This is a genomic window from Bradyrhizobium sp. S3.12.5 (assembly GCF_040548225.1).
GTDB lineage: Bacteria > Pseudomonadota > Alphaproteobacteria > Rhizobiales > Xanthobacteraceae > Bradyrhizobium > Bradyrhizobium cytisi.
In genome coordinates this window covers 320,111-342,107 of the sequence record NZ_JBEPRF010000007.1, presented here as the reverse complement: position 1 = coordinate 342,107, position 21,997 = coordinate 320,111, and the positions used below count along the sequence as shown (strand labels likewise).

At 63.8% G+C, this 21,997-nt stretch carries 20 protein-coding genes; 10 read left to right on the top strand and 10 right to left on the bottom strand.

Features of this window, described 5'->3' with window-relative positions; translation table 11 throughout:
• Window positions 1-299: 299 nt before the first annotated feature.
• The 4 genes from ABIC09_RS13010 to ABIC09_RS12995 form a co-directional block, all read right to left on the bottom strand.
• Window positions 300-755, bottom strand: coding sequence for a phasin (locus ABIC09_RS13010; protein ID WP_354109495.1), 456 nt, complete (start codon window positions 753-755; stop codon window positions 300-302).
• A 247-nt stretch (window positions 756-1,002) separates the two neighbouring features.
• Window positions 1,003-1,596, bottom strand: a complete 594-nt coding sequence (locus ABIC09_RS13005) for a GNAT family N-acetyltransferase (protein ID WP_354109494.1) — start codon at window positions 1,594-1,596, stop codon at window positions 1,003-1,005.
• Window positions 1,593-2,675 carry a PHA/PHB synthase family protein gene (locus ABIC09_RS13000; RefSeq protein ID WP_354031755.1) on the bottom strand — a complete coding sequence of 361 codons (1,083 nt, stop codon included), beginning with the start codon at window positions 2,673-2,675 and terminating at the stop codon, window positions 1,593-1,595. The genes ABIC09_RS13005 and ABIC09_RS13000 overlap by 4 nt, the downstream gene beginning before the upstream one ends.
• On the bottom strand, window positions 2,672-3,052 hold the full coding sequence (locus ABIC09_RS12995; protein WP_354031754.1) for a hypothetical protein: 381 nt from the start codon (window positions 3,050-3,052) through the stop codon (window positions 2,672-2,674). The genes ABIC09_RS13000 and ABIC09_RS12995 overlap by 4 nt, the downstream gene beginning before the upstream one ends.
• Before the next feature lie 163 nt (window positions 3,053-3,215).
• On the opposite strand from ABIC09_RS12995, the gene ABIC09_RS12990 reads away from it, so the two are divergent.
• Both ABIC09_RS12990 and ABIC09_RS12985 read left to right on the top strand, forming a co-directional pair.
• Window positions 3,216-4,130, top strand: coding sequence for an alpha/beta fold hydrolase (locus ABIC09_RS12990; RefSeq protein ID WP_148748929.1), 915 nt, complete (start codon window positions 3,216-3,218; stop codon window positions 4,128-4,130).
• A gap of 128 nt (window positions 4,131-4,258) precedes the next feature.
• On the top strand, window positions 4,259-4,723 hold the full coding sequence (locus ABIC09_RS12985) for a nuclear transport factor 2 family protein (RefSeq protein WP_148748930.1): 465 nt from the start codon (window positions 4,259-4,261) through the stop codon (window positions 4,721-4,723).
• Here ABIC09_RS12985 and ABIC09_RS12980 read toward each other — a convergent pair.
• The 6 genes from ABIC09_RS12980 to ABIC09_RS12955 are packed head-to-tail and all read right to left on the bottom strand — an operon-like array spanning window position 4,720 to window position 12,353.
• Complete coding sequence (locus ABIC09_RS12980; RefSeq protein ID WP_148748931.1) at window positions 4,720-5,394, bottom strand: spermidine synthase; 675 nt, start codon at window positions 5,392-5,394, stop codon at window positions 4,720-4,722. The two genes, ABIC09_RS12985 and ABIC09_RS12980, sit on opposite strands and share 4 nt — an antisense overlap.
• A gap of 30 nt (window positions 5,395-5,424) precedes the next feature.
• Window positions 5,425-8,661: a bifunctional cytochrome P450/NADPH--P450 reductase gene (locus tag ABIC09_RS12975; RefSeq protein WP_354109493.1), complete on the bottom strand. Its 3,237-nt coding sequence runs from the start codon at window positions 8,659-8,661 to the stop codon at window positions 5,425-5,427.
• 30 nt (window positions 8,662-8,691) lie between these two features.
• Window positions 8,692-9,687: an alpha/beta fold hydrolase gene (locus ABIC09_RS12970; protein WP_354109492.1), complete on the bottom strand. Its 996-nt coding sequence runs from the start codon at window positions 9,685-9,687 to the stop codon at window positions 8,692-8,694.
• Between the two features lie 10 nt (window positions 9,688-9,697).
• Window positions 9,698-11,248, bottom strand: a complete 1,551-nt coding sequence (locus tag ABIC09_RS12965) for a wax ester/triacylglycerol synthase family O-acyltransferase (RefSeq protein ID WP_354084364.1) — start codon at window positions 11,246-11,248, stop codon at window positions 9,698-9,700.
• 47 nt (window positions 11,249-11,295) lie between these two features.
• Window positions 11,296-12,096: an esterase/lipase family protein gene (locus ABIC09_RS12960; protein WP_354109491.1), complete on the bottom strand. Its 801-nt coding sequence runs from the start codon at window positions 12,094-12,096 to the stop codon at window positions 11,296-11,298.
• Entirely contained in the window at window positions 12,096-12,353 is a 258-nt protein-coding gene (locus tag ABIC09_RS12955) for a DUF6489 family protein (RefSeq protein ID WP_148748936.1), read from the bottom strand. Before ABIC09_RS12955 ends, ABIC09_RS12960 begins: the two co-directional genes overlap by 1 nt.
• A 387-nt stretch (window positions 12,354-12,740) precedes the next feature.
• On the opposite strand from ABIC09_RS12955, the gene ABIC09_RS12950 reads away from it, so the two are divergent.
• The 8 genes from ABIC09_RS12950 to ABIC09_RS12915 all read left to right on the top strand — a co-directional run bounded on the left by ABIC09_RS12950 (window position 12,741) and on the right by ABIC09_RS12915 (window position 21,967).
• Window positions 12,741-14,342, top strand: coding sequence for an ABC transporter substrate-binding protein (locus ABIC09_RS12950; protein ID WP_354109490.1), 1,602 nt, complete (start codon window positions 12,741-12,743; stop codon window positions 14,340-14,342).
• A gap of 101 nt (window positions 14,343-14,443) precedes the next feature.
• Entirely contained in the window at window positions 14,444-15,424 is a 981-nt protein-coding gene (locus tag ABIC09_RS12945) for an ABC transporter permease (RefSeq protein ID WP_354084361.1), read from the top strand.
• A gap of 1 nt (window position 15,425) precedes the next feature.
• On the top strand, window positions 15,426-16,388 hold the full coding sequence (locus ABIC09_RS12940) for an ABC transporter permease (protein ID WP_354109489.1): 963 nt from the start codon (window positions 15,426-15,428) through the stop codon (window positions 16,386-16,388).
• 13 nt (window positions 16,389-16,401) lie between these two features.
• Window positions 16,402-17,388, top strand: coding sequence for an ABC transporter ATP-binding protein (locus tag ABIC09_RS12935; RefSeq protein WP_354109488.1), 987 nt, complete (start codon window positions 16,402-16,404; stop codon window positions 17,386-17,388).
• Window positions 17,385-18,374, top strand: a complete 990-nt coding sequence (locus ABIC09_RS12930) for an ABC transporter ATP-binding protein (protein WP_354109487.1) — start codon at window positions 17,385-17,387, stop codon at window positions 18,372-18,374. The genes ABIC09_RS12935 and ABIC09_RS12930 overlap by 4 nt, the downstream gene beginning before the upstream one ends.
• Window positions 18,375-18,455: 81 nt before the next feature.
• Window positions 18,456-20,261, top strand: a complete 1,806-nt coding sequence (locus tag ABIC09_RS12925; RefSeq protein WP_354031743.1) for a gamma-glutamyltransferase family protein — start codon at window positions 18,456-18,458, stop codon at window positions 20,259-20,261.
• Between the two features lie 9 nt (window positions 20,262-20,270).
• Window positions 20,271-20,981, top strand: coding sequence for a DUF1028 domain-containing protein (locus ABIC09_RS12920; protein WP_354109486.1), 711 nt, complete (start codon window positions 20,271-20,273; stop codon window positions 20,979-20,981).
• A complete protein-coding gene (locus tag ABIC09_RS12915) occupies window positions 20,978-21,967 on the top strand; it encodes an ABC transporter ATP-binding protein (RefSeq protein WP_354109485.1) in 990 nt (329 codons plus the stop codon). The genes ABIC09_RS12920 and ABIC09_RS12915 overlap by 4 nt, the downstream gene beginning before the upstream one ends.
• The last annotated feature ends 30 nt before the right edge of the window (window positions 21,968-21,997 follow it).

The window sequence follows — 21,997 nt, the reverse complement described above, 5'->3', positions numbered from 1 at the left end:
CGCGACGACCGAATGTGAGTTTGATCTGGCACGTAAACCAGATTGCAGAACCGGCTCGAACCTTGGATCGCCGACGAAAAGGAGTGCTCTGAACCGGTCACGCCCGACCACCATAGCCTGATGGCGTGCAATCGAACTAAGAGCTGAACAACCGCCTTGACACACCAATTCCCCATGTGAGCAATCCAGTCTGCCTCCGCGGAAAGACTCCGGATTGCTTCGCGCGCAATGACGGCAGCGCAAAAAACAAAGGCCCGCCGAAGCGGGCCTCAAATTCAGTTTCTCGTCTCAGGCGCCAATCAGGCGGTCTTGGTGTAGACCTTGGCAAAGTTGTCCTGAGCGGACTTCGCACCGTTGGCGGCGAGGTTGCCGAGATAGTCGGTGGTCGCCTTGGCGCGCGAGACGAAGGCTTCGCCGCGGGCGCGGAGCAGGCTCGACTGGATCTCGAGAGCTTCGCTGAACGACTTGGCGGACGCGAGCTTGTCGATGCCCGAGAAGAACGCCTCGGCGTCCTCATAGATCGCCTGCTGGATGTTGCGGCTGATCTTGCCGGCCTCAGTGACGGACTCGGTCACCGCGTTCTCGACGGCGGCGGTCACGCGCTCGGAGCCAGCGAACACTTCGGCAGCACGATCCTTGGCGGTGTTGGCAGTCTTCTTGACGAACTCGCGGGCGGCCTCGGGAACTTCCAGGTTCTGGATGTTCTTGAACGCGTCCTTGAAGCCTTCGAAAGCAGTGTTGGTCTCAGTCGTCATTGGGGTCTCTCCATCCTCATTGAGTTGAGCTATGGGCTCACCCCGTCCGGTTGTGGCCCGGGGCACGGCTTATATGGCAGAGTTAATGGTGCGATGCAACATTCGGTATTGCACTGCGATATCACGAAACCGTGAACCGCCGAAAGAGCAGGCAATCTGCCGCCTTCCTGGCCCGCCGCCTACTGTGCATGGGGTTGATTTCCAGCTTTTGGGTTGCCCAATGGCGTCTCGGTGCTGGACGGCGCTCCTAGTGCTGGACGGCGCCTGGCAGCCCGTAGGCCTCCATCTGGGCCTGGACCTGCGCAATGTTGTGGCCAAGCACGACGATGTCGTGGGTCTTGCCGCCGACATCCCGGACATGGTCGCGGAGCAGCGCCTCAGCCTTGAAGCCGAGGCTCTCGAACAGCGCGATCGCCGCCTGCTGGTCGACCGTCATCTGGACCGAGAGCTTTTCCAGCCCGGCCCCTAGCGCGAGCGCAAAGGTCTCCTGCGACAGCGCCTTCCCCACCCCCTTCCCGCGGACCTCGGGCGAAACCACCATGCGGATCTCGCCGACATGGGGCGACCAGGAGTGCGGATCGCGCACCAGCGTGCCGCAACCTACCACCTTGCCGTCTTTCACCGCGAGAAGGCTCTGAATCGCGCCACGCTCGATCTCCTTGACCCAGGCGGACAGCACCTTCGGTTCGCTGATGTTGCGCGGCAGGAACAGCAGGTCATGCGTCGGCAAGCCCTTGCCGAAAGCGAGCACAGCGCCTTCGTCCGCAGGCGACATCAGGCGGACCTCAATATCGCCCGCGTCGGTCTTGACGTGACGCGGATAGGCACGCTGCTCACTCATGTCGATCTCTTTCCCAGCCAGGAGTCCAGTTTCGGCCACAGCCGCTTCACCGCATTGGCACCGGCGACGAGAGAGACGTGACCGCCCTTCAACATCACCTCTTCCTTGTCGTCGGATCCGATCTTGGCGATCAGATGTTTTGCGGCCTCATACGGCACGATGTGATCGTGCTCGGCGACCGCGTGCAGGAATGGCACCTTGATATTCTCGAGCTTCGCTGGCCGCCCGCCGACCGACATGGTGTCGTTGTAGAGCTTGTTGTCCCACATCAGGTCCTTGGTGATGGTGCGGAAATACTCGCCCGCCAGCGGCAGCGTGTCGGTCGCCCAGCGATCGAACATCCGGTAGGACTTGACGAACTCGTCGTTCCAGATGTTCTCCCAGAGCTGGATCTGGCTCACCGTGCGCGAGGCCGGACGCAGCATCTCGAACGAGGACAGGATCATCTCCGGCGGCACATTGCCGACGCTGTCGACCAGGCGGTCGACGTCGAAATAACGTCGGTCGGAGAAATTGGAGAACAGCTTCATCTCGCGGAAGTCGATCGGCGTGGTGAAGCAGATCAGATTCTTCATCGGCCCGTCCGGGAAGATCGAGCCATAGAGCAGCGACAAGACCCCGCCGAAGCAATAGCCGATGACGGAGACATCCTGCTCGCCGGAATCGGCCTGCACGCGACGGACGCAATCCGGGATGAAATCGAGGACATAGTCCTCCATCCTCAGGCTCTTTTCCTCCGGCCGCGGCGCGCTCCAGTCGAGCATGTAGACGTCGTAGCCGCGCTTGAGCAGGAACTCGATAAAACTCTGGCCCGGCACGAGATCGAGGATGTAGCCGCGATTGGTCGTCGCCATGACGACCAGCACCGGCACGCGGTAGATCTCGTCCGACATCGGCCGGTAGTGGTAGAGGCTCATCGTACCGCGCGAGTGCAGCACGTCCTTCGGAGTCGATCCGAGCGTGGGACCGGAGCTCGAGAAATATTCGACGCCCTTGATGCTGCGCTGGATCGCGCGCTGCACTTCGGACTGGATGCGCTCCGGGATCGCAGCGAAATCAAGTCCGGTCGGCGCGTTCATCTTTGCTCTCCGCCTTCGGAGGGCGGGCGTTTGGTGCGTGGCGGCCGCGGCGCGACGCCGATCTGCGCATCGCCCGAATTGGCCGACATCTGGCTCAGCATCGACTTGATCTCGCCAATCTGGCCTTCGATGGCTTGCAGCCGTTCGGCGATGCCGGTCATCTGCTCGCGGCTCGGCAGGTTCATGGAGAGCAGGTACTTCTCCATGAGATCGCCGAACTGCTTCTGAGCACCCGCAGCAGCGCCGCCGGCGCGATTCATGGCTTGCGAGAATTCAGGCGTCTCCATCGCCCTGGTGGCGAAGGAGTTGAACCCCTTCTCCATGTCGCCGACCATCTTCTGCCACAAGGCGACTGGGTCGGTGATCTTGTCGGTCATCGGCGTCCTCCCAATTTGGAGCGCTTGTGCCCTTCTTTTCCGGCCATTCCACACGGTTGCGAGGGGCCGGTCAACCGGCAAGCGGCGGGTGCCGCGCACACGGCTTCTTTGCCGCGGGAAACCGTGCGATACAGCATTGATCAAAAGCCAAGGGAACACGCCTGTGAACGCCCATCAGCCGCCTCAGACCCTCCGCGCCAACGGCATCGACATCTGCTACGAGATTTTCGGCAACGACAATGCCGAGCCGCTGCTGCTGATCATGGGGCTCGGGGCGCAGATGATCCATTGGGACGATGTGTTCTGCGAGCAGCTCGCCGCGCGCGGCTTTCGCGTGATCCGCTTCGACAACCGCGACATCGGCAAGTCGAGCCATCTCGCCGGCGGCAAGCGGCTAACGCCGCTCGAGCTGCTCAAGCTTCGCTTCCTCAGGATTCCCGTCGCCGCAACCTACAAGCTGATCGACATGGCCAAAGACACGGTCGGCCTGATGGACACGCTCGGCATCAAGTCGGCGCATCTGGTCGGGGCGTCCATGGGCGGCATGATCGCGCAGGAGGTGACGCTGTCGTTTCCGCAGCGCGTGCGCTCACTGACCTCGATCATGTCGACGACAGGCAATCCGCGCGTTCCGCCGCCGACGCGGGAGGCCGCTGCCATGCTGATGGCACCGCCGCCGCGCAGTAAGGAGGAGTTCATCACCCGCTACGGCCAGACCTGGAAGGTCTTGCGCGCCGGTTCCTTTCCGGAAGAAGAAGCGCTCGACCCCGGCCGCGCCGAACGCGTCTTCTCCCGCGGGCTCAATCCGGCCGGCGTCGGCCGGCAGCTCCGCGCCGTGCTCGCCTCCGGCAGCCGCAAGCAGCGGCTGCATGGCGTCAAGACGCCGACGCTCGTGATTCACGGCACGGTCGATCCGCTGGTCCGTCCCGAAGGCGGCAAGGACACGGCAGAGTCAATTCCGGGTGCAAAGCTGCTGATGATCGAAGGCATGGGCCACGCTCTTCCGATGAGGTTCTGGCCTGAGATCATCGGCGCCATCGACATGCACGCCCATGGCGCAGCAGTGCAGGCGGCGTAGACCGACGCCCTCGGTCTCCTGGCGGTGACCATGTGAGCTGCCGGTTACTCTCTTAACGAGTGCCGGTGCGAAAGCTATAGAGGCCTTCCTCAATCGCAAGACAGGGGCTGCGGCCTCTCGGAGCTCACATGCATCTCATCGTCCGGCCGGTCGCAATGCTCGCCGCTTCAATTCTCGTGCTGTCCCTCGCCAACGGCGCCGCGATGGCTGGCAGCGCACAAGAAGAAGCCAATCGCAAAGCGGTGCTGGCCTTCTACGAGAAAGGTCTCAATCAGAAGGATGTCGACGCGGCCCTCACCTATGTCGGCGACCGATACACCCAACACAATCCGAACGCTGCCGATGGTCCGGAGGGCTTCCGAAAGTTCATCGGCTTCCTGCGTGAGAAGTTCCCGAACTCGCACAGCGAGATCAAGCGTTCTTTCGTTGATGGTGACTACGTCATTCTCCACGTTCACGCGGTTCGCGAACCCGGCACCAAAGGCAACGCGATCGTCGACATCTTCAAGCTCGATAACGGCAAGATCGTCGAGCATTGGGACGTGGTGCAGCCGATCCCGGAGAATCCGGCGAACAACAACACGATGTTCTAGCTCTTCTTCGCGATCCAGATCACGTGGCGCGCGCCGCCACCCCTGCCGGTGGCGCGCACACTGACCTCGTTGACGTCGAAACCGGCGCTGCCGAGACGCTTGGTGAATGCAGGATTGGGTCCCGACGACCAGACACCGAGCACGCCGCCCGGCCGCAATGCCGCCTTCGCCGCCTTCAGCCCGCTTGCGCTGTAGAGCGCGTCATTGCCCTTTCTCGTCAGCCCTTCCGGCCCGTTGTCGACATCGAGGAGAATGGCGTCGAAAGCCGAGCTCTTCGCCCGGATGATTTCGCCAACATCGGTCTCCCGGATGCTCACCCTGGCATCATCGAGACTGTCGCCGAAGACCTCTGACATTGGGCCTCGCGCCCAGGCGACGACCGCAGGCACCAGCTCGGAGACCACGATCTTCGCCTTAGCTCCGAGCACGGTGAGCGCCGCGCGCAACGTAAAGCCCATGCCGAGGCCACCGATGAGGACGACGGGCTTTGCGACGGTCTCGATTCTCTTCGCCGCGAGCGTCGCGAGCGCGACCTCGGAGCCCGACAGGCGGTTGTTCATCAGCTCGTTGATGCCGAGCTTAATGGAGAACTCTTTGCCGCGCCGCATCAGGCGAAGCTCCTCGTCGGAGCCGGGGATTTTGGCGGTATCGATCTTTTCCCAGGGAATCATGCGAGAGCTTTAGCACGATCGGACGAACAATCACCCTCCCGCCCAGACGTCCAGCACATAGCGGCTCTTCGCACCCATCTCCTCGATCCAGCGCGCACCGGCGACCGTATCGCTGCCGCTCTTCTCGCGATGGATCGCGACCAGCGCCGCCTTCACGTCGGGCTCCATCTTGCCGCCGTCGCCACAGACATAGATGATCGCGCCCTGCTCGATCAGCGGCCAGACCTTGTCCTTCTGCGCGGCAAGCATGTGCTGGACATAGGTCTTCGGTCCGTCCGCGCGCGAGAACGCGGTGAACAGTTCGGTGATGCCGCCGGCCGACAGCGTCTTCAATTCATCCGCATAGAGAAAATCTTGGTCGGGATGGCGGCAGCCGAACAACAGCATCGCTGAGCCAAGGACGGCCCCCTCGGCTTTACGCGCGGCGCGCTCCTGGAGGAAGCCGCGGAACGGAGCCAAGCCCGTACCCGGACCGATCATGATGATCGGCACGGATGGATCATCCGGGAGCCGGAAGCCGGCCTTGGTCTCTCGCACCGTCGCGTAGACCGTATCGCCTGTGCGGCGGTTGGCGAGATAGTTCGAGCAAATCCCCTTGTAGGTGCCGCGCCCAGAGGCGGCCAGCCCTTCGACCACGCCGACCGTGACGCTACAGCGCGCCGGATCGACCGACGGCGAGGACGAGATCGAGTAATAGCGCGGCGCCAGCAGCGAGAGCATTTCCAGATAGACATGGAACGGCAATTCGCAGGCGGGATATTCGAGCAGCAGGTCGAACACGGATTTGCGCCTGGCCAAAATCTCGCTGCGATAACGCTCGAGCGGTTCGGCCTCCTCGCCGGCGAAGGCGAGCAATTTCGGCTTGGTGACGGGGCAACGGGTGTGCTCAGCCATGATCTGGATCTGCTTGCGGGTCGCCACCTGCTGCAACTCGACGAACTCGCTGAGCAGACGGCCGACCGACACGGCATCGCCAACAGGCAACTGCGCGCGACGGCCCTCGGCGACCTGAAGCCTGATCTGGTCGGCCGGCAGGAAACCGAACCGGCGGGCCACTGAATCAACCAACGTCGGATCGTTGCGTGGAACCACGCTCAAATGGTCGCCGACCCGGTAGGTGACATTAGACGGAAGCTGCACCTCGATATGGCGCGTCGAGCGCTCGGACGGATTGGCGCCGGACTTGTTCTGGAGCTCGTCATTGACCAGCACCTTCATCGCCACCGCGCCGCCCTGCGCCACGATGGTGTTGACGGCGGTCACCGCGACCGGCTCGATCGCGTAGAGCGGATCGTCCTCCGCGGTGCGGGTGAAATTCCAGTCGATGCCGAATTCCTTGGTCGCAACCTGGGCGGCGGCCGGGAACCACTTCTGGAACTGACCGTCGAGATCGCTGCGCGCGTCGCCCTCGCCGCGCGGATAGACCGCGCGGGCGCCATGCTTCGACAATTGCTCGTCGATGAACCGTGGCACCGATTGATAGGTTGCGGCCCAGTCGCTGTTGCCACAGCCGAACACGGTGTACCGCACGTTGGCGAAGGCGTCTCTTGCCAAGTCGTCGCCGAGCCATTTGACGAACTGCGTCGCATTGTCAGGCGGCGCCCCGTTATAGGAGGCGCAGATAATCAGCACGCCGCCGGCTTGCGGCAGCTTGCCGACGTAGTCGTCGAGCGGCCCGAGGCGCACGGCAAAGCCGTTGATCTCGGCGAGATCGGCCATGCGCGTCGCAAGCTCCTCGGCCGTGCCGAGGTTGGAGCCGTAAAGAACCAGCATCGGCGTGTTGTGGCCGAGCCGGGTGGTCGGCTGACGTGGTGCCCTCGGCGCAGAAGCGGCCGCCGCGACCGGGCCGCCATAAGCACCGCGCTCACGATCCGCACGCGGCCGGACCTTGATCTTGAAGCCTTCCGGCTTCATCGTCAGCGTTTCCTTCAAGTGCATCTGATAACGCTGATGATCGATCAATCTGAAGCGCTGGAGGATCATGCCGAGCGCGAGCGCAGCCTCGTGCATGGCGAAGCCACGGCCGATGCAGGCGCGCTGGCCGTTGCCGAACGGCTTCCAGGCATTGACCGGCCGCTTGGCCTCCGCCTCGCGGCTGAAATTCTCGGGGTCGAAGGCATCAGGGTTGGGCCCCCAGACGTTGGGGTCGCGATGCAGCGCCGTCACCAGGACCGTGGTGAACGTGCCTTTCCTGAGCTTGTACTTGCCGCCGCCGATGGTCTCGTCATTCAGAGGCGAGATGCCATAGGCCGGCGCCGGCGGCCACAGCCGCAGCGCTTCTTTCAGGATCTGCGTGATGTAGGTGAGCTGCGTCACCTGCTGGTAGGTCGGCTTGGCATTGACGTCCGGACCGAATACGCGGTCGACCTCGTCATAGGTCTTCTTGAGAATGTCCGGATGCTTGAGCAACGCATAAAGCGTGTAGGACAGCAGGCCGCTGGTGGTCTCGTGCCCCGCGATCAGGAAAGTGTTGATCTGGTAGCGGATGTTGACGTCATCGAGCTGCTCGCCGGTCGAGCGATCGACGCCGGTCATCATCGCGGCCAACATGTCCTTCTTGTCATCAATTCCTTCGGCACTCTTGCGGCGCTCGGCGATGATCTCGTCGACCATCTTGTTCATGAAGGCAACGTCTTCGCCCAACGTCTTCCGCCGCTTCTGCATCCAGAGCTGCTCGAACGGCAGGCCGCGCGTCATCATGATGGTTTCAAGTGAGCGCACCAGCGATTCGACGAAGGGATGGTAGTCGCGCCGGTAGAACGAGTTGAAACGGTACTCGAAACCGCACAGGCCGATCGTGTCGAGCGTCAGCGCCGTCATGTCGTGGACGACGTCGATCTCGTCGTCGGCGTTCAGACGCTCCCATTTGTGGACGAGCTGCTCGGCGATATCGACCATGCTCGGGTGGTAGGACTGCATGGCGCGGTTGCCGAAGGGTTGGAGCAGGATGTTGTGCGCCTTGCTCCAGTTCGGCTCCTTGGTATCGGCGGTGAACAGGCCGTCGCCACCGACCGCGCGCACGCGCCGCAGCGCACCGCGCACCGTCTTGTCGAATCGTTTTTCATCGGAGAGCTCGTCGACGAGATCGTGTCCGGAGACGACGACGATCGGCGACCCCATCATGTCGAGCCAGAAGATCGGGCCGAGCTCCTTGGCAAGCCGCGTCAGGTGCTGCACGGGTGCGGCCGAATCCAGCGACAGCATGTTGCCAACCACCGGCTTGGGCGGCGGCTGCGGAATCGGGTCCAGACGGTTCTTCGATGACATCGCTACGCTTCCCCCGCTCGCAATGACGAGCTAGCCAAACCGCCTTCGACGCCATTCGATCAGCTTGGCGCTGACCTCTTGCGGCTTCTCCTGCTGTGTCCAATGGCCGCTGTCGCGGACCAGATATTTTTCCAGATCGGGAATCAGCTTGTCCATGCCATCAGCGGAAGACGGCGGCAACACCGCGTCGTTCTCGGCCATGATCATCAGCGACGGCACGCGCACCGTGTGATCCAGCGCTTCGGAGCGTATCCAGTTGCGCGACATGTTGCGGTACCAATTGATGCCGCCGGTAAAGCCGGTCCTGGTAAAGTTGTCGACGAACATTTGCTTCTCTTCCGGCGACAGGATCGGTGTGCGCGGATCATGCCTGGCGTCATAGCCGGCAATCATCTGCGGAAACGCCAGATTGACCCGCGGCGAAGCGCCGACGCCGGCAACCACCTCCTCTGCCGGTGCGTCGGGCGGACGCGGCGCCGGCTTGCGCATGAACGCATCGAAGGTCTGCTCGACGCGGCTACCAAAGATTCTGTCGGGTTCACGCGCTGGATCCTGGAACTGCACGATGTACATCTTGTCGCCGAAGCGCGCGCGCAGCAGCTCGATCGGATCGGCCCAGGCACGATTGGTATGAGGCGTGTTGACGCCGACCACCCCAGCAACCCGATCGATGTGCCGCAACGGCATCTGCCAGACGACGAAGCCGCCCCAGTCGTGGCCGACAAAGATTGCCTTGTCGATATTGAGGTGGTCGAGCAGCCCGACGAGGTCACCGGTCAGGTGCTCGATGTCGTAGTCCTCGACCGGCTCGGGCCGGTCGGTCGCGCCATAGCCGCGCTGGTCCGGCGCGATCACGCGGATGCCGGCCTCGCTCAGCGCCTTGATCTGATGGCGCCAGGAGAAGGCGAGCTCTGGCCAGCCGTGGCATAGCACCATCGGGGGCTTATCGGTGACCGGGCCCGCCTCGTAATAACCCATGCGGATTCCGTTCGTATGCACGAACTTGAGTGGTGGCATCTCAATCATCTCAGCATTCCTACTCAGCCGCGCCCTTGATGTCGGCCGCGGGCGGCGCATACGCCGCTTCGAGCGCGGCAAACTCCTCCGGCAGCATGTCGCACATCACCTGCACATGTGGAATGATGTTGGCGCCGACGATGAAGCCGAAATCGAGCTGGTCGCGGTAGCTCTGCACGGTGATGTTCAGCGCCTGCCCATGTGTCGAGATCGACACCGGGAAGATGTGCAACAGCTCGGCACCAGCGGCATAGAGCGTCTGCCGCGGCCCCGGCACGTTGGACACGGTGATGTTCGCAGCCGGCGGCAGCACATCCGACAGGTCGGAGCGGCTGTAGAGCAATGCCATGATCTGGACGATGATCGGTGCGCCCAGCATCGAGATGTTGGAGACCTGCGGCATCAGGGCGCGCAGCGGATGCGACATCTCCTTGGACTTGATCGACTGCGCGATGATGGCGTCAAGCCGCGCCTTGGGATCATCGATGTTGGTCGCGATCGAGCAGATCATGCCGAACACCTGGTTGTTGGCCTCGGTGTTGCCCTCCTCACGCAGCGAGATCGGCACGGCGGCGGTCAGCGATTTCGCCGGCAATGTGGCGTATTGCAGGAGGTAGCGGCGGACCACGCCGGAGGCGAGCGCCAGCACCACGTCGTTGAGCTTGCCGCCGGCCTGCTTGGCCAGCGCCTTGGATCGCGACAACGAGATCGACACGCCGGCAAAGCTGCGCTCGGACGATATCGACTTGTTGAGCATGGTCGGCGGCGACACCATGCTGGCGAGGCTCTCGCGCGACTTCGGATCGGAAATCTTGCCGAGCACGTCGGAAACGCTCTTGACCATGGTCGGGATATTGCCGGCAAAGCGTACCGCGCTCTCGATCTGGTACATCGCATTGTCGAACAGGATCGAACCGATGTCGCTCTTGCCGGTGCGCGGCAGTTGAAGATTCTTCGCGGCCGCCGAGGCATCAAGCGGCTGGGTGAAGAGCTGCTGATAGGAATCGAGCAGGTTCGCCGCGATATCGCGCGGCTCCTGTCCCGGCTTCGATCCGCCCGTCGGCGGCTCGACCTTTCGCGGGATCGGCGAGATGTCGTAGATCATGTTGGTCAGGGCCGCACCGGCACCGCCGTCGATGGCGGCATGGTGCATCTTGGAATAAAGCCCAACCTCGTTGTCCTTCATGCCCTCGAACACGTAGAACTCCCAGAGCGGGCGAGCACGGTTCAGGAGCTTGGCATGCATCCAGCCCACGATGCGCTCGAGCGTGGCGCGATCGCGCGGCGCCGGCAGGCTGGCACGGAAGATGTGACGGTCGATGTCGAATTGATCGTCCTCGACCCAGGTCGGATGATCGATGTCGAGCGGTGCCTTCTCCAGGCGCGCTTTCAGAATCGGCGCGATGTGCAACCGCGAGACGATCATCGCCTTGAAGTCTTCGAAGAAGTCGCCCTTGTAATCGTCAGGCAGGCGAAAGATCGCCATGCTGCCGACATGCATCGGCATTTCCGGCGTTTCCAGATAAAGAAACGACGCATCCAGCGACGACAGCTTCTTACCGTCAGCCATAGTTCCCTCCGCTCGTATTCGACGGGCGCCTTTGCCGGCGCTTCTCGTCAGGCCGATACTGCCCGCTCCGGCGGGGCATATGCAATGGCAAACGGACCAGCCCGGTCAAATGGCCAGAACTCCCCCTCCGGTTGCGCCAGGCGATCCGCCACGGCCCACAAGGCAGCCGGGTTCACCCCGAGCCCGATGTGGCTTGCGAAATGCACCTCGATATTCTCGGCCCGGTCGGAGGGATGTAGCAGGCAAGTCCGCCAATTCACGACGCCGTCCGCGCGCGAATAGATCGACGTCGCCGGCACCGGAAGATCGCCGGCGATCGCTTCACGCGCTTCCGCAAAATCCTCGACCCGCTCGCCGGACAACGCCTCATAGAGCACCGTCGCATTGGTGGCCCGCACATCATTGGCAAAGGGGCTGCCAAGCGTAATGACATTGCGGACCATCTCGGGCGCCTGGAGCGCGAGATCACGGGCATAGACGCCGCCGAGGCTCCATCCGACCAGACTGACCTTCCGTCCGCTCGCAGCGTGGATTTCGGTGATGCGAGTGTGCAGGGCTTCCCGCATCCGTGCCAGTCCGCCGAGATTGCGGCCCATCCGCCAGGCATGCGCGTCATAGCCGAGCTCGCCGAGATAGCGCCGCATCGGCGCCATCGAGAGATCGCTGGCGAGAAAGCCCGGCAGCGCCAGCACCGGATGGCCGTCGCCCCGGGGCGCGCGCATCAGCAACGGCGACAGCAGGACGCTGGCGTTGAATTCGAGCAAGCTGCGCGCCTCCGCGAGCAGCAGGGCGAGGCCCGGCGGACGAAGCCGGCCTGAGCCTGGCGCCCCGTCGCGCGCCGTCGGCATTATTTCTTCTTGTCGCTGCTGCGCGGGCCGCCGAGACCGGCCATGGTGACGAACATGTCCTGAAACCGCTCGGCGATTTTGGGATCGAAGGTGAACCAGCTCTGGATCAGCGATTCCGGCGAGACCTTGTCGATATTACTCAGGACCTGCTGCTGCAGCTTTTCCATGACGGCAACCTGCATCGGCGACACATCCGGCAATCCGAAGAACTGGCGGGCTTCGAGGGGGGTGCAGTCGATTTCGATATTAACTTTCATATCCCCTCCGGATGAGATTCGAGCGGTGTCACACAGTATCGCCGCGACATGGTGTGCGACGCAAGCGACCTGAGACGAGCGACCTGAGACGTCGGGTCGGAAACCGGCTTCCGCAATCGGCGGATATGGTCAATCAAATTGTCGGTGCGAATGGCGCCGGCGGGCCGCCCCCGCCCTCAATCTCGGGACCCGGCTGGCCGAAAGTCCAATGTCGCCAACTCGCTTCTCGCCGCTAAATTGTTGGTCAGCATTGCTGCAAAGCGGTGCAACTTGGCGCATTCCTTGCTGGAATGGCGCTTGCACGGGTCGAGAACTCTGGGCAACATGGATCGATCAACCCCGCCGAACAACAAAAATGACGGCGCGGGCGAGTGGAGAGGGTCAAGAATGTCAGTTGGACGAAGTCTGTTTGCGGCGACGCTCGCCGGTGTGCTTGCGTTGGCGGCCTCGCCGGCGTCGAGCCAGACGCTGCGTTACGCCAACCAGGGTGAGCTGAAGTCGCTCGACCCCTACACGCTGAATGAGTCGACCACCAGTGCGCATCTCGGCCACGTCTATGAGGGCCTGGTCGCCCGCGGCAAGGACCTGAAAGTCGTCCCGGCGCTGGCCGAAAGCTGGGAGACCCCGGAGCCGACACGCTGGCGCTTTCATCTGCGCAAGGGCGTGAAATTCCACAATGGCGACCCCTTCACCGCTGATGACGTGGTATTCTCGGCCGAGCGCGTGCGGGCGAAGGGCTCGAATTTCCAGAGCCGCGTTCCCGCCGATGCCAAGGCGGTCAAGATTGACGATTATACCGTCGATTTCGTCCTGACCTCGCCCAATCCGATCCTGACGGCGCTTTGGGCGACCTGGTACATCATGGACAAGAAATGGGCAGAGGCGAACGATGCGGTGGCACCGACACCGGCCGCCGCCACGACCCCGAGCTATGCCTCGCTTCATGAAAACGGCACTGGCCCTTTCACGATCGAGAGCCATCAGCCGGGCGTGAAGACCGTCTTCAAGGCAAATCCGAACTGGTGGCGCAAGCCGGAGCATAATCTGAAGGAGATCATCTTCACGCCGATCGCAAACCCGGCCACGCGTGTCGCGGCGCTGCTGTCGGGCGAGGTCGACGTGATCGAACCGGTTCCGGTCCAGGACATCGAGCGCGTCAAAGCGAGCCCCAACGCCACTGTGCTGACAGGACCTGAACTCCGCACCATCTTCGTCGGCATGGATCAGCAGCGCGATGAGCTATTGTACTCCAACGTCAAGGGCAAGAACCCGTTCAAGGACGTTCGCGTCCGCGAAGCCGTGTACCGGGCGATCGATGTCGACCTGATCAAGAATCGCGTCATGCGCGGGCTCTCAACGCCTTCCGCATTGATGGTCGCACCGGAGATCTTTACGCTCTCGAAGGACTTCACCCGGCCGAAGTTCGATCCCGACGCCTCCAAGAAGCTCCTGGCGGACGCCGGCTATCCCGAGGGTTTCGAAGTCACGATGGACTGCCCCAACGATCGCTACGTCAATGACGCCGCGATCTGTCAGGCCGTCGTCGGAATGCTCGCCCGTATCGGCATCAAGGTGGAGCTGCTGGCGCAACCCAAGGCGCTGTATTTCGCCAAGGTGCTGAAGCCCGGCGGCTACAAGACTTCGCTGTTCATGCTGGGCTGGACCCCGGATACGCTCGACGCCCATAACGTGCTGCACGACATCATGGGCTGCCGGGACGATCCCAAGGATCCCAACCGCGGCGAGGCCAATCTCGCCGGCTATTGCAACAAGCAGTTCGACGAGCTCGCAGACCAGATCCTCGTGGAACCCGATGTGGGCAAGCGCGATCTCCTGATCAAGCAGGCCTTCGAGGTCTCGATGAAGGACTGGGCCTACGTCCCGCTGCACCAGCAGGCGCTCGCCTGGGGCGTCTCGAAGAAAGTGAAGCTGACCCAGCGCGCGGACAACATGGTCATGCTCTACTGGGCGACCAAGCAGGACGAGTAGGTGTCGACAAGTTGTGAAGTCCCGGAAGCCCTGGCTTCCGGGACTTGCTGTTTCGGGCTAACGCAATGATGCGTGCTGCTGAAGAGATGTGAAAGGAACAGATGCTCGCTTTCACACTGCGCCGGGCCATCCAGGCCATCGGTGTCATGATCGCCGTCGGGATCATCTCGTTCTCGATGTTCCGCTTTGCCGGCGATCCCGTGAACCAGATGGTCGGGATGGATACGTCGGGCGCCGAACGCGCCGCGATCCGCAAGTCGCTCGGCCTCGACGATCCCGTCATCGTGCAGTTCGGCCGCTATGTCGGTAATGCCGCGCAATTCAAGTTCGGCGTGTCCTACCAGTTCCGGCTGCCCGTCACCGACCTGCTGATGGAACGGATGCCGGCGACGCTGGAGCTGGCCATCGTTGCAACCATCTTCGCAATGGTCAGCGGCATTCTGATGGGCGTTTATTCCGCGCTGCGTCGTGACAGCTGGCTCACGCATGTATTCCAGGCCGTCTCGCTGATCGGCATCTCGCTGCCGACCTTCCTGATCGGCATTCTCATGATCTACCTGTTTTCGGTGACACTCGGCTGGCTACCCTCGTTCGGGCGGGGCGATGTCGTGCATATCGGCTGGTGGACGACGGGGCTCCTGACGTTGTCAGGCCTGAAAGCGCTGATCATGCCCTCGATCACCCTCGGCCTGTTCCAGATGACGCTGATCATGCGGCTCGTCCGCGCAGAGATGCTCGAGGTCCTGCGGACCGATTACATCCGCTTCGCCCGCGCCCGTGGGCTCACTACGCGGGCGATCCATTTCGGCCATGCGCTGCGCAACACGCTGGTTCCCGTGATCACCGTGGCAGGCCTGCAATTTGGCTCGGTCATTGCTTTCGCAATCATCACCGAGACCGTGTTCCAGTGGCCGGGCATGGGGCTCCTGTTCGTGCAAGCCGTTCAGAACGTCGATATCCCGATCATGGCAGCCTATCTGATGATGGTGTCCCTGATCTTCGTCACCATCAATCTCGTGGTTGATATTCTCTACACCATCGTCGATCCGCGGCTGCGCTCGACGGTCAGCCGGGCGCACTGACATGAGCGAGGCCGTCGTTCCACACAGCACCGAGAAGCGCGCCGCCGCCGCGCCAGGCTGGTTCAAGCGCGCGCTCGACAGCGACCTGTTCTATTCGTTCCGCCGCTCCAGGATCACCATGATCGCGGCCGCAGTGACGCTGCTGTTCTTCCTGCTCGCGATCTTTGCCTCCGTGCTGTCGGTGCAGAATCCGTTCGACCCGGCGCAGCTCCAGCTGATGAATTCGCGCATCTCGCCGCTTTGGACCGCCGACGGCCAGAGCCCGTTCCTGCTCGGCACCGACGAGCAGGGCCGCGACGTGCTGTCCGCGATCCTCTACGGCCTGCGCATCTCGCTTCTCGTCGGCGTACTCGGCGTGGTCTTGTCCGGCGCGCTCGGCATCATGCTCGGGCTGACGGCCGGCTATTTCGGCGGCGCCGTCGACGGGCTGATCATGCGCATCGCCGACGTGCAGCTTTCCTTTCCGGCCATCCTGATCGCGCTCTTGATCAACGGCATCGCCAAGTCGGTCTTCGGCAACAAGCTCGACGAGATGAGCATGTTGGCGGTCCTGGTTTTCGCGATCGGGCTGAGTTTTTGGGTGCAGTACGCGCGGACGGTGCGCGGCTCGGTGCTGGTCGAGAAGAACAAGGATTATGTCGCAGCCGCGCAACTGATCGGCCTGCCCGCCCCCGTGATCATGCTGCGCCACGTGCTGCCAAACACGATGGGCCCGATCCTCGTGATCGCCACCATCAACCTCGCGCTCGCCATCATCACCGAGGCAACGCTGTCGTTCCTCGGCTCGGGCATGCCCGAGACCATGCCGTCGCTCGGCACGCTGATCCGTATCGGCAACGGCTATCTGTTCGCAGGCGAATGGTGGATCGTCGCATTCCCCGGAATCGCACTCGCGGCCCTGATCCTGTCGATCAACCTGCTCGGCGACTGGCTGCGCGACGCGCTCAACCCGAAACTCCGATGAGTATGCACCGTTCATGACCGCACCCGTTCTCTCCGTCCGCAATCTTCAGGTCGAGTTCGCCTCCCGCCGCGGCAGGCTGCGTGCGATCGACGGCGTATCCTTCGACATCGCCAAGGGCGAAGTGCTCGGCGTGGTCGGCGAATCCGGCGCCGGCAAATCCGTCACCGGGCTCTCGGTGATCGGCCTGATCGATCCGCCCGGCCGCATCGCCGGTGGCGAGATCCATCTCGCGGGCCTGCGCATCGACAATCTGCCGCCGGAGGAGATGCGCCGTATCAGGGGAAAGCGCATCGGCATGATCTTCCAGGATCCGCTCACTTCCCTCAATCCGCTGTACAAGGTCGGCGACCAGATCGTGGAAACGATCCGGACCCACCTCAATCTCTCCGAACAGGCCGCCCGCCGCCGTGCCGTCGACCTCCTCGCCGAGGTCGGCATTCCCGCGCCGGAAAAGCGCATCGACGGCTATCCTCATGAATTCTCCGGCGGCATGCGCCAGCGCGTGGTGATTGCGCTGGCGATCTGCGCCGAGCCGGAACTGATTATCGCGGACGAGCCGACCACCGCGCTCGATGTCTCCGTGCAGGCCCAGATCATCTCGCTGATCAAGCGTCTCGGCCGCGACCACGGCACCGCCGTGATGCTGGTGACGCACGACATGGGCGTGATCGCCGAGACCTCGGACCGCGTCGCGGTGATGTATGCCGGCCGCGTTGCCGAGATCGGCCCGGTGCAGGACGTGGTCAGGAACCCGCTGCACCCCTACGCCAAAGGATTGATGGGCGCGATCCCGACGCTTGCCGGCGACGACAAGCGCCTGGTGCAGATTCCGGGCTCCATGCCGCGCCTGTCGGCGATCCCCCGCGGCTGCTCGTTCAACCCGCGCTGCGCCTCCGCCTTCGACCGCTGCCGCGTCGACCGGCCAGAGCCGCTGTCGCGTGGCACACAATCGGTTGCCTGCCATCTCTATGACAGCGTGCCGGCGGAGACCGCGGCATGAGCGCCCCCTTCGTCCAGGCCACAAATCTCCGCCGCGTCTTCGACGTCTCAAAGCCCTGGCTCAACCGCTTGCTGGAAGGTGGACATCTCGAATATCTCAAGGCTGTCGATCACGTCACTTTCGACATCAAGAAAGGCGAGACCTTTGCGCTGGTCGGTGAGTCCGGCTCAGGCAAGACCACGGTGGCGCGGATGGTGGTCGGCCTGTTGCCGCCGAGCTCCGGCAATGTCCTGATCGACGGCGTCTCGATGACCGATCCGCGGCAGGCGTCAGCGCGCCGAAAGCTGCGCCGCCGCATCCAGATGATTTTTCAGGATCCTTATGCGAGCCTGAACCCGCACTTCCGCGTCGATGCCATCATCTCCGAGCCAATCCGCGCCTTCGACCTGATCCAGGGCGAACGCGACATCCAGGCGCGCGTCGGCGAGCTGCTCAGCCTCGTCGGCCTGCACCCCGACGACCGCCTGAAATTCCCGCACGAATTCTCTGGCGGCCAGCGCCAGCGCATCGCAATCGCGCGGGCGCTCGCCTCCGACGCCGAATTCATCGTCTGTGACGAGCCGACCTCGGCGCTCGACGTCTCCGTGCAGGCGCAGATCCTGAACCTGATGCGCGACCTGCAGGACAAGTTCGGCCTGACCTATCTGTTCATCAGCCATAACCTCGCCGTGGTCCGCCACATGGCGAGCCGGGTCAGCGTGATGTATCTCGGCCGGATCGTCGAGATCGCGGAGGGGCGCGAGCTGTTTGCCCGTCCACGCATGCCTTACACCAAGATGCTGCTGGGCGCCGTACCTGATCTCGCGATGTCCGGTCGCCAGCGCATTCCGGTGAAGGGCGAGATCCCGAACCCGATCGATCCGCCGCCCGGCTGTGCCTTCAATCCGCGCTGTCCGCTGGCGTTCGACCTCTGTCGCAAGCAAGCGCCGGAATTGATCGACGGCGTCGCCTGCCATGCGGTTAACACCGCGCCGGTCCCGGCGTGACGCGCGCGTGCCATGCGGCCTGTGCATTGGCCGCGCGGCATTGCCTGTGATCAATTGCGCGCGCCGCAAATGAGGTAGCCCATGGCCAGCAACGTCAATCCCGATCCCTTCACGACGCGCCCCGAGATCGAGGGCACGTTCGGTGTCGTCGCAACCACGCACTGGATCGCAACCGCCGTCGGCATGGCTATTCTGGAAAAGGGCGGCAATGCCTTCGACGCCGGTGTCGCCACCGCCTTCACGCTTCAGGTCGTCGAGCCGCATCTGAACGGACCCGGCGGCGACGTGCCTGTTATCGTCCATGACGTGAAGCGCGGCCGCACCGAGGTGATCTGCGGCCAGGGCCCGGCACCGGCACGCGCCACCATCGCGCATTACAAGAGCGAGGGCCTCGACATGGTGCCCGGCACCGGCCTGCTCGCGGCCTGCGTTCCCGGCACCTTCGAATCCTGGATGATGCTGTTGCGCGACTACGGCACGATGCGCGTGCGCGACGTGCTGGAGCCCGCGATCTCTTATGCCCGCGACGGCTATCCGCTGGTCGAGCGCGCCTGCGCCACGATCCAGACCGTCGAGCAATTGTTCCGCAAGCACTGGCCGACCTCGGCCGCTGTCTACCTGCCGAACGGCGAGGTCCCGAAACCCGGTACGCTCTTCACCAACAAGACGCTGGCGGCGACCTACGCGCGCATCCTCAGCGAAGCCGAAAGCGGTGGCGGAGGCCGCGACGCCGAGATCGAGCGTGCGCGAAATGCCTGGTCCCAGGGTTTTGTCGCGGAGGCCATCGACAAGTTCTGCCGGACCCAGGAGGTGATGGACGTCAGTGGCTCGCCGCATCGCGGCGTGCTTTCCGCCGATGACATGGCACGCTGGCAGCCGACGATCGAGGCGCCCCTCACCTACGATTATGGCCGCTACACCGTCTGCAAGGCCGGCGTCTGGAGCCAGGGTCCGGTGACCCTGCAACAGCTCGCGCTCTTGAAAGGCTTCGCGCTCGACGGGCTCGATCCGACCGGGCCGGAGTTCATCCATCTCCAGATCGAATGCGCAAAACTCGCCTTCGCCGACCGCGAAAAGTTCTACGGCGATCCCAAGTTCAGCGAAATCCCGATCGCAACACTGCTGTCGGACGCCTACAACGACGAGCGCCGCAAGCTCGTCACCGACAAGGCGTCGCTCGATTTCATCCCGGGATCGATCGAAGGTTTTGGCGGTGTGGTCAAGCTGCGCCGTGCAGAGGGCCAACGCGAGGCCGTCGGCGCACTCGGCGCCGGCGAGCCCACCGTGGGGCGCTTCGGCGAGGTCCGCGGCGACACCGTGCATTTCGACATCATTGACAAGGCCGGCAATATGGTGTCCTCGACGCCGTCGGGTGGCTGGCTGCAATCTTCACCGGTGATCCCGGAGATCGGATTCTGCCTCGGCAGCCGCGCGCAAATGTTCTGGCTCGAGGAAGATCACCCGGCAGCACTCGCACCGGGCAAGCGGCCGCGCACCACGCTGTCGCCGACCATGGCGCTGCGTGACGGCGAGCCCTACCTCGCCTGGGGCTCGCCCGGCGGCGATCAGCAGGACCAATGGATCACGCAGTTCTTCCTGCGCCACGTCCATTGCAACCTCAACCTCCAGGAGGCGATCGACGCACCGGCCTGGCACTCCGAGCATTTCCCGATCTCGTTCTGGCCGCGCACCGCGCGTCCCGGCGTGCTCGTGGTCGAAAACCGGGTGCCGAAGGCAACCATCGAGAGCCTTCGCGAGCGCGGGCATATCGTCGAGGTCGGCCCCGACTGGTCCGAGGGCCGCCTCACCGCCGCCTCGCGTGTCGGCGTGCGCCGCCGCGCCGCCGCCAATCCGCGCGGCATGCAGGGCTACGCCGCGGGACGCTGAAGGCAGCACATGACCTGGTCGATCATCGCGCGCGATCCTGCCACCGGCCAGTTCGGCATTGCGGTAGCGACCCGCTTCTTCGCGGTCGGCGCACGTGTGCCCTACATCGCGGCAGGCCTCGGGGCCATCGCAACGCAAGCTTTCGTCAATCCCTATTACGGGATCGACGGCATCAAGCTGCTACGCGAAGGCCTGAACGCCCATGACGTGCTCGCCGCCCTGGTCGCGACCGACGACGGCCGCGAGAGCCGCCAGATCCACATCATGGATGCGAGTGGCGCGATCGCCGCGCATACCGGGCGCGATTGCGTCGACTGGTGCGGGCACATCGCCGGCAGCGGCTTCTCGATCGCAGGCAACATGCTCGCGGGCGCCGACGTGCTCGCCGAGACGGCAAAGACCTACATCGCCAATGACAGCCTGCCCTTCCCGCGCCGACTGCTTGCGGCGATGCGCGCAGGCGAAGCCGCTGGCGGCGACAAGCGCGGCAAGCAATCTGCCGCGCTGCTGATCCACGGCGAGGGGGAATGGCCGGCGCTGGACATCCGCACCGACGATCATCCCGACCCGCTCGGCGAGCTCGAGCGACTCGAACGGGTCAGCCACGAACTCTGGGTCCACTTCCGCTCTTCCATGCCGACCCGGCAGAACCCGGCCGGCAACACCGATCGCAGCGTCATCGACGCCAGCATCGCCGCGGCGCGGGCGAGACAAGCATGAGCGCAAGCCCTCTCATCGAGATCAGGGATCTGCGCATCCGCTTCCACGGCGACGATGGCCGCATCACCCATGCGGTCGACAGCGTCGATCTCAGCGTCGCCAATGGCGCAACGCTCGGCCTCGTCGGCGAATCCGGCTGCGGCAAGAGCGTGACCTCGCTGGCGATCATGGGCCTGCTGCCGAAGCAGACGACGGAGATATCGGGCACGATACGCTTCGACGGCTTCGACCTGCTGAAGACCCCGGACCAGACGCTGCGCGACTTGCGCGGCAACCGGCTCGCGATGATTTTCCAGGAGCCGATGACATCACTCAACCCGAGCTTCACCATCGGCGACCAGATCATCGAGACCATTTTGCGCCACCGCGGCGGCTCGCGCCGCAGCGCACGGGATCGCGCGATCGAGCTGCTGCGTCGCGTCCACATCCCTTCGCCCGAGCGTCGGATCGACGAATATCCGCACAAGCTCTCCGGCGGCATGCGCCAGCGCGTCATGATCGCGATGGCGCTTGCCTGCGATCCACAGCTCTTGATCGCCGACGAGCCTACCACCGCACTCGATGTCACCCTGCAGGCCCAGATCCTGGAGCTGATGCGCGAGCTGAAGGCCGAGAGCGGCGCCGCGATTATTCTGATCACCCACGACCTCGGCGTCGTCGCCGAAGTCTGCGACGAAGTCGCGGTGATGTATGCCGGCGAGATCGTCGAGCGCGCGCCGGTCGACGAATTGTTCTCCGCGCCGCAGCACCCCTACACGGTCGGACTGCTCGGCTCGATCCCGCGTCTGGACCATCGTGCCGAACAGCTTGCGACGATCGAGGGCATGGTGCCGAACATGGCACAGCCGCCCGCAGGCTGCCGTTTCGCGGCGCGCTGCCCGTTCGTGCTGGACGCCTGCACCATTGCGCCGCCGCCGCTGGTGGAAGTCAGTCCCGGCCACCTCTCGCGCTGCATCCGGGCGCCGCTCGAACGTCTGGTGTCGTGATGGCGCTGCCTTCTTCCATCTTGCCCCGGG